This window comes from Caballeronia sp. NK8, from assembly GCF_018408855.1.
Taxonomy (GTDB): domain Bacteria; phylum Pseudomonadota; class Gammaproteobacteria; order Burkholderiales; family Burkholderiaceae; genus Caballeronia.
Window position 1 is genome coordinate 2,719,285 of record NZ_AP024322.1, and the last position, 15,119, is coordinate 2,734,403.

10 protein-coding genes, 6 tRNA genes and 3 rRNA genes are annotated in these 15,119 nt (G+C 58.5%); 1 reads left to right on the top strand and 18 read right to left on the bottom strand.

What is annotated here, in order from left to right; translation table 11 throughout:
- Positions 1 to 84 precede the first annotated feature (84 nt).
- From rplL to NK8_RS13060, 17 genes are all read right to left on the bottom strand, one after another.
- Entirely contained in the window at positions 85 to 459 is a 375-nt protein-coding gene (gene rplL, locus NK8_RS12980) for a 50S ribosomal protein L7/L12 (protein WP_035511392.1), read from the bottom strand.
- Between the two features lie 86 nt (positions 460 to 545).
- Positions 546 to 1,043 (bottom strand): 50S ribosomal protein L10, encoded by a 498-nt coding sequence (gene rplJ / locus NK8_RS12985; RefSeq protein ID WP_034473109.1) that lies wholly within the window; start codon positions 1,041 to 1,043, stop codon positions 546 to 548.
- Positions 1,044 to 1,344: 301 nt separating this feature from the next.
- Positions 1,345 to 2,043 carry a 50S ribosomal protein L1 gene (gene rplA / locus NK8_RS12990; RefSeq protein ID WP_162066480.1) on the bottom strand — a complete coding sequence of 233 codons (699 nt, stop codon included), beginning with the start codon at positions 2,041 to 2,043 and terminating at the stop codon, positions 1,345 to 1,347.
- Complete coding sequence (gene rplK, locus NK8_RS12995) at positions 2,044 to 2,475, bottom strand: 50S ribosomal protein L11 (protein WP_106857454.1); 432 nt, start codon at positions 2,473 to 2,475, stop codon at positions 2,044 to 2,046.
- Positions 2,476 to 2,622: 147 nt separating this feature from the next.
- The gene (gene nusG, locus NK8_RS13000) at positions 2,623 to 3,180 is read right to left on the bottom strand and encodes a transcription termination/antitermination protein NusG (protein ID WP_014192489.1); all 558 of its coding nucleotides are present in this window, start codon (positions 3,178 to 3,180) and stop codon (positions 2,623 to 2,625) included.
- 1 nt (position 3,181) lies between these two features.
- Positions 3,182 to 3,562 carry a preprotein translocase subunit SecE gene (gene secE, locus NK8_RS13005; protein WP_008343790.1) on the bottom strand — a complete coding sequence of 127 codons (381 nt, stop codon included), beginning with the start codon at positions 3,560 to 3,562 and terminating at the stop codon, positions 3,182 to 3,184.
- A gap of 34 nt (positions 3,563 to 3,596) precedes the next feature.
- A tRNA-Trp gene (locus NK8_RS13010) sits at positions 3,597 to 3,672 on the bottom strand.
- Positions 3,673 to 3,739: 67 nt separating this feature from the next.
- Positions 3,740 to 4,930, bottom strand: coding sequence for an elongation factor Tu (gene tuf / locus NK8_RS13015; protein ID WP_016346480.1), 1,191 nt, complete (start codon positions 4,928 to 4,930; stop codon positions 3,740 to 3,742).
- A gap of 62 nt (positions 4,931 to 4,992) precedes the next feature.
- Positions 4,993 to 5,067 (bottom strand) — tRNA-Thr (locus NK8_RS13020).
- 16 nt (positions 5,068 to 5,083) lie between these two features.
- A tRNA-Gly gene (locus NK8_RS13025) sits at positions 5,084 to 5,157 on the bottom strand.
- Positions 5,158 to 5,187: 30 nt separating this feature from the next.
- Positions 5,188 to 5,273 (bottom strand) — tRNA-Tyr (locus NK8_RS13030).
- Between the two features lie 153 nt (positions 5,274 to 5,426).
- Positions 5,427 to 5,539, bottom strand: a 5S ribosomal RNA gene (gene rrf, locus NK8_RS13035).
- 134 nt (positions 5,540 to 5,673) lie between these two features.
- Positions 5,674 to 8,560, bottom strand: a 23S ribosomal RNA gene (locus tag NK8_RS13040).
- A 288-nt stretch (positions 8,561 to 8,848) separates the two neighbouring features.
- Positions 8,849 to 8,924, bottom strand: a tRNA-Ala gene (locus tag NK8_RS13045).
- A 47-nt stretch (positions 8,925 to 8,971) separates the two neighbouring features.
- Positions 8,972 to 9,048 (bottom strand) — tRNA-Ile (locus NK8_RS13050).
- Positions 9,049 to 9,110: 62 nt separating this feature from the next.
- Positions 9,111 to 10,646: ribosomal RNA gene (locus NK8_RS13055) — 16S ribosomal RNA — on the bottom strand.
- Together the 16S, 23S and 5S rRNA genes with 5 tRNA genes alongside form the textbook arrangement of a ribosomal RNA operon.
- 443 nt (positions 10,647 to 11,089) lie before the next feature.
- Positions 11,090 to 12,385 (bottom strand): SGNH/GDSL hydrolase family protein, encoded by a 1,296-nt coding sequence (locus NK8_RS13060; RefSeq protein WP_213226573.1) that lies wholly within the window; start codon positions 12,383 to 12,385, stop codon positions 11,090 to 11,092.
- A gap of 169 nt (positions 12,386 to 12,554) precedes the next feature.
- Between NK8_RS13060 and NK8_RS13065 the strand changes: the two genes are divergently transcribed.
- Complete coding sequence (locus tag NK8_RS13065) at positions 12,555 to 13,709, top strand: class I SAM-dependent methyltransferase (protein ID WP_213226574.1); 1,155 nt, start codon at positions 12,555 to 12,557, stop codon at positions 13,707 to 13,709.
- Positions 13,710 to 13,715: 6 nt separating this feature from the next.
- On the opposite strand, the gene NK8_RS13070 is transcribed toward NK8_RS13065, so the two are convergent.
- On the bottom strand, positions 13,716 to 14,975 hold the full coding sequence (locus NK8_RS13070) for a TIGR03862 family flavoprotein (RefSeq protein ID WP_213226575.1): 1,260 nt from the start codon (positions 14,973 to 14,975) through the stop codon (positions 13,716 to 13,718).
- Between the last annotated feature and the right edge of the window lie 144 nt (positions 14,976 to 15,119).

Consider the following 15,119-nt stretch of genomic DNA (forward strand, 5'->3'; position numbering starts at 1 on the left):
TTCCAAGCCTAAAAACTGCGTCCCCACAAAGCACAAAAAGGCCGGCGGTGGAAAACCGCCAGCCTTCGCACGGCGCAGTGAAACTTACTTGATTTCAGCCTTCGCGCCTGCTTCTTCCAGCTTCTTCTTCGCTTCTTCAGCAGCAGCCTTCGGCACCGCTTCCTTGACGGGCTTCGGTGCACCGTCGACCAGGTCCTTCGCTTCCTTCAGGCCGAGACCGGTCAGTTCACGAACAGCCTTAATCACGGAAACCTTGTTCGCGCCCACTTCGAGCAGGTTCACGGTGAACTCGGTTTGCTCTTCGACTGCAGCAGCTGCGCCGCCACCTGCCGGGCCAGCAACTGCGACAGCAGCAGCCGACACGCCAAACTTCTCTTCGAACGCCTTGACCAGTTCGTTCAGTTCGAGAACCGACATCGAGCCAACGGCTTCCAGGATGTCTTCTTTTGCGATTGCCATTTGAAATACTCCTAAATTGAATTCGGATCGAGCTAGCGATCTAGCTAATACCTACTAACTGAGCAACTGGTGCCCAAGCGCATGCGTTATGCAGCTTCGCCTTGCTTCTTCTCGGCGAGCGCGGCCAGGGCGCGCGCGAAGCCGGAAACAGGTGCTTGCATGACGAACAGCAGCTTGGAGAGCAGTTCTTCGCGGCTCGGGATGTTGGCCAGCGCTTGCACGCCTGCCTTGTCCATCACGTTACCTTCGTAGGAACCAGCCTTGATGATCAACTTGTCATTGCTCTTGCCGAAGTCATTGACGACCTTGGCAGCGGCAATGGCATCTTCCGAGATGCCGTAGATCAGAGGACCGGTCATCTGCTCAGCCAGCGGAGCGAACGGGGTACCTTCGACAGCGCGACGCGCCAGCGTGTTTTTCAACACGCGCAGATACACCTGTTGCTCACGCGCTTTCGCGCGCAGCTTGGTCAGATCGCCAACCGTGATCCCACGATACTCAGCGAGCACCATCGTCTGAGCCTTCGCGACCTGCGCGGCGACTTCAGCGACGACTGCCTGCTTATCTTCTTTGTTCAGTGGCACGGTTAAACCTCCAGATTCGATGCACTCGGGCCACAAACCCTCATGCACCACGTTCGACAACGGCGTCCGACTGTTAGGAGTATTTCGATCGATCGGTGATCATTCAGGATGATCGACAACCGACTTCAACCACTGCAAAACTGTTTCGGGTTCGCCATCTGCGTTGGCTTGAATTAAGGTGTTGCCTGCCTGCTGCATCACCACCAACGGTCTTTGACAACCGGTTGCTCGACTCGGAACCGCAATCTTGCAACCGCCCAAAGCCCTTTATCAGCGCGGTCTTGCGACCGCGCTCGAATTCTTACTGTTGCGCCAGCGTGCCTTGATCCACGCGAACGCCAACGCCCATCGTGCTCGACACAGCGATCTTGCGCAGGTAGACGCCCTTGCTCGTCGCCGGCTTCGCCTTTTGCAGCGCTTCGATCAGCGCGGACAGATTCTGGCGCAGCGATGCCGATTCAAACGATGCGCGACCGATCGTGCCGTGGATGATACCGGCCTTGTCGACGCGGAACTGAACCTGACCCGCCTTCGCGTTCTTGACCGCTTGAGCGACGTCCGGCGTAACCGTGCCGACCTTCGGGTTCGGCATCAGGCCGCGCGGGCCGAGAATCTGACCCAGCGTACCGACCACCCGCATCGTGTCCGGCGAAGCGATCACGACGTCAAAGTTCAGGTTGCCGGCCTTGACTTGCTCAGCCAGGTCTTCCATGCCGACCACGTCCGCGCCAGCTGCACGAGCTTGCTCGGCCTTGTCGCCTTGCGCGAACACTGCCACGCGAACCGACTTGCCGGTACCAGCCGGCAGAACCACAGAGCCGCGAACCACTTGGTCCGACTTCTTGGCGTCAATGCCGAGTTGCACTGCGACGTCGATCGACTCGTCGAACTTCGCGCTCGCGCATTCCTTCACGAGAGCCAGTGCGTCGTCGATCGCGTACAGCTTCTGACGGTCAACCTTGGCAGCGAATGCCTGAAGGCGCTTAGAAAGCTTAGCCATTTACACGCCCTCCACAGTGATGCCCATCGAACGCGCGCTGCCTGCGATCGTGCGCACGGCTGCGTCAAGATCAGCTGCCGTAAGATCCGGCATCTTGGTCTTCGCGATTTCTTCCGCTTGAGCGCGGGTGATGTTGCCAACCTTGTCCGTGTGCGGCTTTGCCGAACCCTTTTGCACTGCGGCTGCCTTCTTGATCAGAACGGTAGCCGGCGGCGTCTTCATGATGAAGGTGAAGCTCTTGTCCGCGAACGCCGTGATGACGACCGGCACCGGCAGACCCGGCTCCATACCTTGAGTCTGCGCGTTGAACGCCTTGCAGAACTCCATGATGTTCAGGCCACGCTGGCCCAGTGCCGGACCGACCGGCGGCGACGGGTTGGCTTTACCTGCAGGGATCTGCAGTTTGATAAAGCCGACGATTTTCTTTGCCATGTTGAAAACCTCTGCTGAACGCGTGAGCGTTCGGTGAGTGATAGCGCGCGTTCGACGTTGCCGGCTACTGACGCTCCTCAACGGTCATGACGCGGACCGTAAGCGCGAATCGCGCGATGGCTCTAGAGCCACGCGCGATGGATTCGTTTAAAGCTTCTCGACCTGACCGAACTCGAGTTCGACCGGCGTCGATCGCCCGAAAATCGTGACGGAGACACGAACTCGGGACTTTTCGTAATTCACTTCTTCAACGTTGCCATTGAAGTCCGTGAACGGGCCTTCCTTCACGCGGACCATCTCGCCCACTTCGAAGAGCGTCTTTGGCCGCGGCTTCTCGACGCCCTCTTGCATCTGCGACATGATCTTTTCGACTTCACGCGGCGAGATGGGACTCGGGCGGTTACGCGCACCACCGACGAAGCCCGTGACCTTGGCCGTATTCTTGACCAGATGCCACGTCTCGTCCGTCATTTCCATTTCGACCAGGACGTAGCCCGGAAAGAAACGACGCTCGGTGACCGACTTGTGGCCACCCTTCACCTCAACGACTTCTTCGGTCGGGACAAGAATCTGACCGAATTGATCTTGCATGCCCGCGCGTTCGATGCGCTCCTGGAGCGCACGTTGCACGCTCTTCTCCATGCCGGAGTAGGCGTGCACCACATACCAACGCTTTCCACTCGGGGATGTCGGAGTATCGCTCATATCATTTCCAACCCAGAATCGCCGAGAAAATCACCCATTCGATCGACTTATCGCTAAGCCAAAGGAAGATGGCCATGATCAGAACAAACGCGAAGACCACCAAGGTCGTTTGCGTGGCCTCTTTGCGGGTCGGCCAAACAACCTTACGGACTTCCTTGTACGAGTCTTTGGCGAAAGCGATGAACCCTTTGCCCGGCGCAGAGAGAAGACCGACTGCGACACCCGCGATGACACCGACAGCAAGTGCTGCGCCGCGGACGTACCATTCTTGGCCAGACAGCCAGAAGAATCCAACGAACCCGGCCAAGACCAACAATACACCCGCCACCAACATCAACTTGTCGCCGGAAGTATTTACAGTTTCGACGGAAGGATTCGCCATAACACCTTAAACAGCGCCACTTGGCGCGAGAATTTGGCAGGGGCAGAGGGAATCGAACCCCCAACCTTCGGTTTTGGAGACCGACGCTCTGCCAGTTGAGCTATACCCCTAAACCATTTGGGGTCGACGGATTTCGCCGACCCCGAAACCACTAACTACCGAGAAGATTTCTGGCTCTTACTCGATAATCTTCGCCACGACACCAGCGCCGACGGTACGACCGCCTTCACGGATGGCGAAACGCAGACCTTCTTCCATGGCGATCGGGGCGATCAGCTTGACCGTGATCGACACGTTGTCGCCCGGCATCACCATTTCCTTGTCCTTCGGCAGCTCGATCGAGCCCGTCACGTCCGTCGTACGGAAGTAGAACTGCGGACGGTAGTTGTTGAAGAACGGCGTGTGACGGCCGCCTTCGTCCTTGCTCAGCACGTACACTTCAGCCGTGAAGTGCGTGTGCGGCGTGATCGAACCCGGCTTGGCCAGAACCTGGCCACGCTCCACGTCTTCACGCTTCGTGCCGCGCAACAGGATACCAACGTTGTCGCCCGCCTGACCTTGGTCCAGCAGCTTGCGGAACATTTCCACGCCCGTGCAGGTCGTCTTCACCGTCGTCTTGATACCGACGATTTCGATTTCCTCGCCAACCTTCACCACACCGCGCTCGATACGGCCCGTCACCACTGTGCCACGACCCGAGATCGAGAACACGTCTTCCACCGGCATCAGGAACGAACCGTCCACTGCGCGCTCCGGCGTCGGGATGTACGTGTCGAGTGCGTCAGCCAGGTTCATGATCGCCACTTCGCCCAGCTCGCCCGTGTCGCCTTCCAGCGCCAGCTTGGCCGAACCCTTGATGATCGGGGTATCGTCGCCCGGGAAGTCGTACTTCGACAGAAGCTCACGCACTTCCATTTCGACGAGCTCGAGCAGCTCGGCGTCGTCCACCATGTCGCACTTGTTCAGGAACACGATGATGTACGGCACGCCAACCTGACGGGCCAGCAGGATGTGCTCGCGCGTTTGCGGCATCGGGCCGTCAGCGGCCGAACACACCAGGATTGCGCCGTCCATCTGCGCCGCGCCCGTGATCATGTTCTTCACATAGTCAGCGTGGCCCGGGCAGTCGACGTGTGCGTAGTGGCGATTAGCCGTTTCGTACTCGACGTGCGCGGTGTTGATGGTGATACCGCGTGCCTTTTCTTCCGGCGCTGCATCGATCTGGTCGTATGCCTTTGCTTCGCCGCCGAACTTCTTGGTCAGCACCGTCGTGATCGCTGCCGTCAGCGTGGTCTTGCCGTGGTCAACGTGACCGATCGTGCCCACGTTCACGTGCGGCTTGGTCCGCTCGAATTTACCTTTGGCCATTTTCGACTCCTAACAGGATTTTCGCACCTTGCGCCGCGCGCAACTTACTAGACTGATACAGCTGGTGCCCATGGGCAGGATCGAACTGCCGACCTCTCCCTTACCAAGGGAGTGCTCTACCACTGAGCCACATGGGCACTACAAAACCGACACTGGAGCGGGTGAAGGGAATCGAACCCTCGTCGTAAGCTTGGAAGGCTTCTGCTCTACCATTGAGCTACACCCGCGAGGGTTGGATTCCCTTACCGCTCGAATTCTGGTGGAGGAGGTTGGATTCGAACCAACGTAGGCGTAAGCCAACAGATTTACAGTCTGCCCCCTTTAGCCACTCGGGCACCCCTCCGCAGAGAACTATCGATTATGGGGTAACAACACGCCGTTGTCAAGCGTTTCTTACGACCCGAAACAATCGAGGCTCTCACCTATAGGCGAGACGAAAACGCAAAAAGCCCCAACTCGCGGAGTTGGGGCTTTCGTTTGCGTTAAAGCATGAGGAGCCTGACGATTACCTACTTTCACACGGGAACCCGCACTATCATCGGCGTGGAGTCGTTTCACGGTCCTGTTCGGGATGGGAAGGGGTGGGACCGACTCGCTATGGTCATCAGGCATGACTTGTTGTTGAGTTGACGTGGTCAACACAACCAATCCGGGAAGAAGCGGTAAAGAATTCGGGTGGCGATTGTCGCACACGCTGTACTCGCCAGTGCGGGCTCCTGAGGAGGCACAAACACACTGGTTATAGGATCAAGCCTTACGGGCAATTAGTATCAGTTAGCTCAATGCATTACTGCACTTACACACCTGACCTATCAACGTCCTGGTCTGGAACGACCCTTCAAGGGGCTCGAAGCCCCGGGGATATCTCATCTTAAGGCGAGTTTCCCGCTTAGATGCTTTCAGCGGTTATCTCTTCCGAACATAGCTACCCGGCGATGCCACTGGCGTGACAACCGGTACACCAGAGGTTCGTCCACTCCGGTCCTCTCGTACTAGGAGCAGCCCCCTTCAAATATCCAACGCCCACGGCAGATAGGGACCAAACTGTCTCACGACGTTTTAAACCCAGCTCACGTACCTCTTTAAATGGCGAACAGCCATACCCTTGGGACCGGCTACAGCCCCAGGATGAGATGAGCCGACATCGAGGTGCCAAACACCGCCGTCGATATGAACTCTTGGGCGGTATCAGCCTGTTATCCCCAGAGTACCTTTTATCCGTTGAGCGATGGCCCTTCCATACAGAACCACCGGATCACTATGACCTGCTTTCGCACCTGCTCGACTTGTCGGTCTCGCAGTTAAGCACGCTTATGCCATTGCACTATCAGCACGATTTCCGACCGTACCTAGCGTACCTTCGTACTCCTCCGTTACACTTTGGGAGGAGACCGCCCCAGTCAAACTGCCTACCATGCACTGTCCCCGATCCAGATCATGGACCAAGGTTAGAACCTCAAACAAACCAGGGTGGTATTTCAAGGACGGCTCCACGCAAACTAGCGTTCACGCTTCATAGCCTCCCACCTATCCTACACAGATCGGTTCAAAGTCCAATGCAAAGCTACAGTAAAGGTTCATGGGGTCTTTCCGTCTAGCCGCGGGGAGATTGCATCATCACAAACACTTCAACTTCGCTGAGTCTCGGGAGGAGACAGTGTGGCCATCGTTACGCCATTCGTGCAGGTCGGAACTTACCCGACAAGGAATTTCGCTACCTTAGGACCGTTATAGTTACGGCCGCCGTTTACCGGGACTTCAATCAAGAGCTTGCACCCCATCATTTAATCTTCCGGCACCGGGCAGGCGTCACACCCTATACGTCCACTTTCGTGTTTGCAGAGTGCTGTGTTTTTATTAAACAGTCGCAGCCACCAGTTTATTGCAACCCTTTCACCCTCCTGGCGCAGGCCAGTCAAGCTACAAGGGCGTACCTTATCCCGAAGTTACGGTACCAATTTGCCGAGTTCCTTCTCCCGAGTTCTCTCAAGCGCCTTAGAATACTCATCTCGCCCACCTGTGTCGGTTTGCGGTACGGTCACTATTAGACTGAAGCTTAGAGGCTTTTCTTGGAACCACTTCCAATTGCTTCGCTTCCTAAGAAGCTCGCGCCACACCCTTGAATTACGCGCCCGGATTTGCCTAAGCGCCTTCTCCAATGCAGCGACCGGGACGTCCAACACCCGGACAACCTTCCGCGATCCGTCCCCCCATCGCATCTAACAATGGTGCAGGAATATTGACCTGCTTCCCATCAGCTACGCATTTCTGCCTCGCCTTAGGGGCCGACTCACCCTACGCCGATGAACGTTGCGTAGGAAACCTTGGGCTTACGGCGAGGGGGCTTTTCACCCCCTTTATCGCTACTCATGTCAGCATTCGCACTTCCGATACCTCCAGCACGCTTTTCAACGCACCTTCGCAGGCTTACGGAACGCTCTCCTACCACACACGTATCTTTCAACGTGTATCCGCAGCTTCGGTGACTGGCTTGAGCCCCGTTACATCTTCCGCGCAGGACGACTCGATCAGTGAGCTATTACGCTTTCTTTAAAGGGTGGCTGCTTCTAAGCCAACCTCCTGACTGTTTTAGCCTTCCCACTTCGTTTCCCACTTAGCCAATCTTTGGGACCTTAGCTGGCGGTCTGGGTTGTTTCCCTCTTGACACCGGACGTTAGCACCCGATGTCTGTCTCCCGTGATTGCACTCTTCGGTATTCGGAGTTTGCTATGGCGTAGTAATCCGCAATGGACCCCACAACCATGACAGTGCTCTACCCCCGAAGGTGATACACGAGGCACTACCTAAATAGTTTTCGGAGAGAACCAGCTATTTCCAAGTTTGTTTAGCCTTTCACCCCTATCCACAGCTCATCCCCTAACTTTTCAACGTTAGTGGGTTCGGTCCTCCAGTACGTGTTACCGCACCTTCAACCTGGCCATGGATAGATCACTTGGTTTCGGGTCTACGCCCAGCAACTGATCGCCCTATTCGGACTCGCTTTCGCTACGCCTGCCTTAATCAGTTAAGCTCGCTACTGAACGTAAGTCGCTGACCCATTATACAAAAGGTACGCCGTCACCCGTTTCCAGGCTCCGACTGTTTGTATGCATGCGGTTTCAGGATCTATTTCACTCCCCTCCCGGGGTTCTTTTCGCCTTTCCCTCACGGTACTGGTTCACTATCGGTCGATCACGAGTATTTAGCCTTGGAGGATGGTCCCCCCATCTTCAGACAGGATTTCACGTGTCCCGCCCTACTTGTCGTACACCTAGTTCTTTCAACCTATTTTCGCCTACAGGGCTATCACCTGCTAGGGCCGCACTTTCCAGAGCGTTCGGCTAATAAGTCAAATAAAGAGTACAGGCTGATCCCATTTCGCTCGCCACTACTCTGGGAATCTCGGTTGATTTCTTTTCCTGCGGTTACTTAGATGTTTCAGTTCACCGCGTTCGCTTCACTAAGCCTATGTATTCAGCTTAGGATGACCCATACGGGCCGGGTTTCCCCATTCGGACATCTACGGATCAAAGCTCGTTTGCCAGCTCCCCGTAGCTTTTCGCAGGCTACCGCGTCCTTCATCGCCTGTGATCGCCAAGGCATCCACCACATGCACTTGTTCGCTTGACCCTATAACGAGTGTGTCTGCTTGCGCTTGTCACGTCCCGTTACAGGCTGAGTATTCGCGTTGTGCCGTATTCCAAAGCAATCTTTCGATCACCTTTTCATACTTGATACAATCACTACCCTTAAATCTCTACTCACACCCATCTCTAAGTGCTTTCGCGATTCTCTTTACTACTTCTTCCAGATTGTTAAAGAACGTTTAGCCGACAAGCGTGTTGCACTGCTTGCAGCATCAACTGGCTATAGTCGCCAATGCCAAGTGCTTGCATCAAACACTTGGCATTGAGGACTTGGTGGAGGATGACGGGATCGAACCGACGACCCCCTGCTTGCAAAGCAGGTGCTCTCCCAGCTGAGCTAATCCCCCTACGTGGCCTGACTTCGAGTTGTCTCTCATCAGCACCCCTGTTCGGGTGGTGGGTCTGGTTGGATTCGAACCAACGACCCCCGCCTTATCAAGACGGTGCTCTAACCGACTGAGCTACAGACCCTTAGCCTGTCTTTCTTACAGCCGATAAGCGTGAGCGCTCAACTTTGAAGTGCGAAGCTCGAGAAAGGAGGTGATCCAGCCGCACCTTCCGATACGGCTACCTTGTTACGACTTCACCCCAGTCATGAATCCCACCGTGGTAAGCGCCCTCCTTCGCAGGTTAGGCTACCTACTTCTGGTGAAACCCACTCCCATGGTGTGACGGGCGGTGTGTACAAGACCCGGGAACGTATTCACCGCGGCATGCTGATCCGCGATTACTAGCGATTCCAGCTTCACGCAGTCGAGTTGCAGACTGCGATCCGGACTACGATCGGTTTTCTGGGATTGGCTCCACCTCGCGGCTTGGCAACCCTCTGTTCCGACCATTGTATGACGTGTGAAGCCCTACCCATAAGGGCCATGAGGACTTGACGTCATCCCCACCTTCCTCCGGTTTGTCACCGGCAGTCTCCTTAGAGTGCTCTTGCGTAGCAACTAAGGACAAGGGTTGCGCTCGTTGCGGGACTTAACCCAACATCTCACGACACGAGCTGACGACAGCCATGCAGCACCTGTGCGCCGGTTCTCTTTCGAGCACTCCCACCTCTCAGCGGGATTCCGACCATGTCAAGGGTAGGTAAGGTTTTTCGCGTTGCATCGAATTAATCCACATCATCCACCGCTTGTGCGGGTCCCCGTCAATTCCTTTGAGTTTTAATCTTGCGACCGTACTCCCCAGGCGGTCAACTTCACGCGTTAGCTACGTTACTAAGGAAATGAATCCCCAACAACTAGTTGACATCGTTTAGGGCGTGGACTACCAGGGTATCTAATCCTGTTTGCTCCCCACGCTTTCGTGCATGAGCGTCAGTGTTGGCCCAGGGGGCTGCCTTCGCCATCGGTATTCCTCCACATCTCTACGCATTTCACTGCTACACGTGGAATTCTACCCCCCTCTGCCACACTCAAAGCCTGCCAGTCACCAATGCAGTTCCCAGGTTAAGCCCGGGGATTTCACATCGGTCTTAACAGACCGCCTGCGCACGCTTTACGCCCAGTAATTCCGATTAACGCTCGCACCCTACGTATTACCGCGGCTGCTGGCACGTAGTTAGCCGGTGCTTATTCTTCCGGTACCGTCATCCCACCACCATATTAGGGCGATGGTTTTCTTTCCGGACAAAAGTGCTTTACAACCCGAAGGCCTTCTTCACACACGCGGCATTGCTGGATCAGGGTTGCCCCCATTGTCCAAAATTCCCCACTGCTGCCTCCCGTAGGAGTCTGGGCCGTGTCTCAGTCCCAGTGTGGCTGGTCGTCCTCTCAGACCAGCTACAGATCGTCGCCTTGGTAGGCCTTTACCCCACCAACTAGCTAATCTGCCATCGGCCGCCCCTATAGCGCGAGGTCCCGAAGGATCCCCCGCTTTCTTCCGTAGATCGTATGCGGTATTAATCCGGCTTTCGCCGGGCTATCCCCCACTACAGGACACGTTCCGATGTATTACTCACCCGTTCGCCACTCGCCACCAGGGTTGCCCCCGTGCTGCCGTTCGACTTGCATGTGTAAGGCATGCCGCCAGCGTTCAATCTGAGCCAGGATCAAACTCTTCAGTTCAAACCTGTTACTGTTTTCGGTTCCGTTAAGAACCGGTCGCTCACTCAACGTACTGACGATGATTGTTCATCCTAAGATGAAAAACCTTCCTCTGATACTTCGTGTGAGACTCTTGATTACTTTTGCTTTTGCTTCAGCCCCGAAAGACTGAAACCGCACCCGCTATCAAGCGCCCACACTTATCGGCTGTTAGTTTTTAAAGAGCACATCGCAAGAATCACATCAACTTCCGTCTTGCGTCGCTGCATCAGCAGCAGAGAAACGAGATTATGAAGAATCTTTTTCTCCTTGTCAACACTATTTTCTCGCTTTCGCTTCGAAATTTGTCGACTTCGGAGGCCGCTCGTTTCGCTCAGCGGCCCTCGTCTTGCAACGAAGGGGCTGAATATTAGGCCAAGCAACCGCGAATGACAAGGTGATGACGCAAACTTTTTCGCGCCGCTTCATTTCGCCTGCTTAGCGGTCCCCGACACAAACTCCATCGGCACTGCCGCGGCCATCGCCGCGTAGCCCGCATCGCTCGGATGGATGTGATCTCCACTGTCGTATCGGCGTTGCAGCACGCTGGGCCGCGTCGGATCGCGCAGCGCCTGATCGAAGTCGATCACGCCGTCGAACGCGCGGCTCGAGCGTATCGATTCATTGACCGCCGTGCGGATCGCCTCGCGCTCGGGCGGCAGCGACGCCGGCGTCAGCGTTGCGCCGTAAATCTTGATGCCGCGCTGGTGCGCCTGCGCAATCAGCCGCTGATAGCCGCGCACCAGCGCATCCGCGTTCACTTCGGTGTGTGGCGCGTCGCAATCGAGTCCGGCGTGTGCGGGCATCGCCATGAAATTGATGTCGTTGATGCCGATCAGCACGATCACCGCGCGAACGCCCGGCTGGCGCAGCGCGTCGCGCTCGAAGCGGCTGACCACCGCCTCGCCGTAGCACGGTGAATTACTCAGGAGCCGATTTCCGCTGATGCCCGCGTTCACGATGACCGTTTCTGCGCCACTCTTGCGCGCGAGCTGCTTCGCGAGCGCGTCGGGCCAGCGACGGTTTGCGTTGAGCGAGGAGCGCATGCCATCGGTGATCGAATCGCCGATGGCGACCACCGCTTGCGCGGACTGGCTCTCTACCGCCACATTGGTCAGCCACGCATATTGGGTAAAGCGCGTGCGGAATGCGCCCGCCGACGCATCTTCGGTACGGTCGCCTGGCGTCGAGATGTAGTTCACCTGACTCGACACGCGATGCCATGCCACGAGCTTCTGATCCTTCCCCATGAACATGCTGACGGCCACGGGCTGAAGCGCTTCGACGTCGAAGCCGACTGCGTCGCTGGTGGCTTGCGCGCCCGGCGCGACCGTCACGCTCTTGCGCCCGCCAAACAGAACGGGCCGCGCGCTGCCGGCGCGGATCGCGGCGCTGCTGCCGCCGCCCGCCCGAGCCACGCTCATCGATTCGACGACGAGCGGCTCCGTTCCATATAGATTGCTTATCCGCAGACGAATGCGTTTGCCATCGAGCTGCGGGTAGATCAACTGACGCACGGTGCGCCCCGCAACATCCGGCGCGCGATACAGCGGCGGCAGATTCGCCAGTTGCGGAATCGACTGCAGCGCGGTGCCCCAGGCGCTGACCCAATGTTCGTTGGCGGTCGCTTCGGCAGTGTCGGCGGCGAACGCGTGCGGCGCGAGATTGACCTGTGCGACAAGCGCGGCCGCGCAGATCGCGGCGAGAACTCGGAGTTTCATTCGGCGAAGGCGTTCGGAAAAGGCTCGATTGTGCCCGAAGTGTCACAAGATCCACCGCGCTCGCATCACCCGCAAAGTGAACACGGGCGAACGACGCGCCCGAAATGGCCTCACAATGCAGCCAATTCACTTTTTGCCGGCCACGATGGCCGGCGCTCCGGGCATCACTATGCAATCGAAAAACACCGCACCGCTACGACTCACCTGGGACGAAGACGACGAGAGCCGCTCCGCCCGCTGGAGATCGGAGAGCGGCAATCCGCCACCGAAGCGCGTGGTCATCGGGCACGATCAGATGACGGCGGATATCGCCTATCGCCTCGCCTGCGAGGGCACGGCGATACTTTGGCGCGGCGACTTCCAGAACGCCCGGCAACTACTTCAGGCGATGGCGCGCCGCATCGACGACAAGCCGCGCAAGGCCAAGAAGAAGCCGGCTGCGGCGCCGTCGCCGATCGATGCATTCAATCTGCATCGCCTCGCACAATCGCAACGCGCGCGCACGCTCGCAATGCTGGTGCTCCCGCTCGACGAACACTACGCCATCCCCCTGCGCCGCGCGCCGAACGTGCAACAGGCGTGCGAGGAGGCTTACGGGCCGTCATCGGATGAAGCTTCGGTCGTGTCCTTGCGCGAAGTGCTCGGCCTGGTCGGCGCGCATGAGTGGCGCAAGAAAGGCGTCGAGATCGGCGCGGTCGGCGGGAGAATCCATCCCTATTACGGCGTGTTCTCGCCGGTTCGAGGCGAATACGTCGATCTCGTCGCGAATCAGCCGCTTCCGGCGAAGCAACTCGCGTTCGATATCGGCACCGGAACGGGCGTGCTCGCGGCCGTGCTCGCGCGGCGCGGCGTCGAGCGGATCGTCGCCACCGACGTCGATGCCCGTGCGCTCGACTGCGCGCGGGAAAACATCGGGCGGCTCGGGCTCGATCGTCAGGTCGAGATCGTCGAGGCCGACATGTTCCCCGAAGGCCGCGCGCCTCTGGTCATCTGCAATCCGCCCTGGCTGCCGGCGCGGCCGAGCGCGGCGATCGAGCACGCCATCTACGATCCGGACAGCCGCATGCTGCGCGGCTTTCTCGATGGCCTCGCCGCGCATCTGACGCCGGGCGGCGAAGGCTGGCTGATCCTGTCCGACTTCGCTGAGCATCTCGGTCTGCGTACACGCGCGCAGTTGCAGGAATGGATCGACAAGGCCGGTCTGAAAGTGGATGGACGCATCGATATCAAGCCGCACCATCCGCGCGCGACCGACAAGTCCGATCCGCTGCACGCCGCGCGCTCGGCTGAAGTGACGTCGCTTTGGCGGCTGGTGGCCACGTAAATCCGCTCACGCGCGCTCGGCGAGCCACGCGAGCGCGCCTTCCCCCGCGACGAGCCCGCTCGCGAAGCACGCCGTCAGCAGATAGCCGCCGGTCGGAGCCTCCCAGTCGAGCATCTCACCCGCGCAGAACACGCCCGGCAGCGCGCTGAGCATGGAGCGCGCGTCCAGCGCTTCGAATTCGACGCCGCCCGCGCTGCTGATCACTTCTTCGATAGGACGCGTGCGCAACAGCCGCAGCGGCAATGCCTTGATGCGCGCGGCGAGCGTTTCCGGATTGGCGAATTCGTCCTTGCTCACGCACTCGCGCAGCAAGCCCGCTTTTACGCCCGTCAGATGCAGGCGGCTCTGCAGATGGCTCGACATCGAGCGCGCCCCGCGCGGATGCAGCACCTCGTCGCGCACGCGCGCGGCGGAAAGTTGCGGCGCGAGATCCAGCATGATCGTCGCGCCGAGGCCGTCGCTTTCCGCGATCCGATCGCGGATCGGCGCCGATAACGCATAAATCACACTGCCTTCGATGCCCTGATCGGTAATCAGACACTCACCGACACGCCAGTCGAGCGCGCCGTCCGCGCGCGGCACGCCGATCGCCACGGATTTGAGCGGCTCGCCCGCGAAACGGCTGCTGAAATGCTCGCTCCAGCCAACATCGAAACCGCAGTTGGACGGCACGAAAGGCCGCACGCCGACACCGCGCGCCGCGAGAATCGGGAGCGCGCCGCCGTCCGACCCGAGTTGCGGCCAGCTTGCGCCGCCGAGCGCGAGCACGATCGCGTCGTGCCGGACGCGATTTTCGCCGGATGGCGTCGCGAAACGCGATATCGACGTATCTTCTTCCCAGCCAAGCCAGCGATGCCGCATGTGAAACGTCACGCCCGACGCGCGCAGCCGATGCAGCCACGCGCGCAGCATCGGCGCGGCCTTCATGTCGGTGGGGAAGACGCGTCCCGAACTGCCGACGAACGTCTCCACACCCAGCCCGTGCACCCACTCGCGCAGCGCGTTCGCGTCGAAGCGCGCGAGCAGCGGCGCGATGTTCGGACTGCGCGCGCCGTAGCGCGCCAGAAAGGCGTCGGCGGGCTCGGAGTGCGTGAGATTCATGCCGCCCTTGCCGGCCATCAGGAATTTTCGGCCGACGGACGGCATCGCGTCGAACACATCGACGCGCGCGCCGCCCGCCGCGAGCGCTTCCGCGGCCATGAGCCCGGCCGGCCCTCCGCCGACGACCGCGACGTTCACCGATTCGATGCTTTCATCTGACGACATGCCTGAATACCACGAAAGAACGGAGCGACATTGTCGCATCGGAGCGCCGGCGTGCCGACAGGCCCGCCAGCCGTGCGTAAGTCATTAAATAACAAAAAAGAATTTGGCCGTCCGCGCTCGGGACAGTACGATCCGGCGATTCGT

What these genes read in the sequence shown, in the direction of transcription:
- rplL (WP_035511392.1), bottom strand. Translation starts at nt 459, where the DNA reads ATGGCAATCGCAAAAGAAGACATCCTGGAAGCCGTTGGCTCGATGTCG.
- rplA (WP_162066480.1), bottom strand. Translation starts at nt 2,043, where the DNA reads ATGGCTAAGCTTTCTAAGCGCCTTCAGGCATTCGCTGCCAAGGTTGAC.
- secE (WP_008343790.1), bottom strand. Translation starts at nt 3,562, where the DNA reads ATGGCGAATCCTTCCGTCGAAACTGTAAATACTTCCGGCGACAAGTTG.
- NK8_RS13060 (WP_213226573.1), bottom strand. Translation starts at nt 12,385, where the DNA reads ATGAAACTCCGAGTTCTCGCCGCGATCTGCGCGGCCGCGCTTGTCGCA.
- NK8_RS13070 (WP_213226575.1), bottom strand. Translation starts at nt 14,975, where the DNA reads ATGTCGTCAGATGAAAGCATCGAATCGGTGAACGTCGCGGTCGTCGGC.
- rplK (WP_106857454.1), bottom strand. Translation starts at nt 2,475, where the DNA reads ATGGCAAAGAAAATCGTCGGCTTTATCAAACTGCAGATCCCTGCAGGT.
- NK8_RS13065 (WP_213226574.1), top strand. Translation starts at nt 12,555, where the DNA reads ATGCAATCGAAAAACACCGCACCGCTACGACTCACCTGGGACGAAGAC.
- nusG (WP_014192489.1), bottom strand. Translation starts at nt 3,180, where the DNA reads ATGAGCGATACTCCGACATCCCCGAGTGGAAAGCGTTGGTATGTGGTG.
- tuf (WP_016346480.1), bottom strand. Translation starts at nt 4,930, where the DNA reads ATGGCCAAAGGTAAATTCGAGCGGACCAAGCCGCACGTGAACGTGGGC.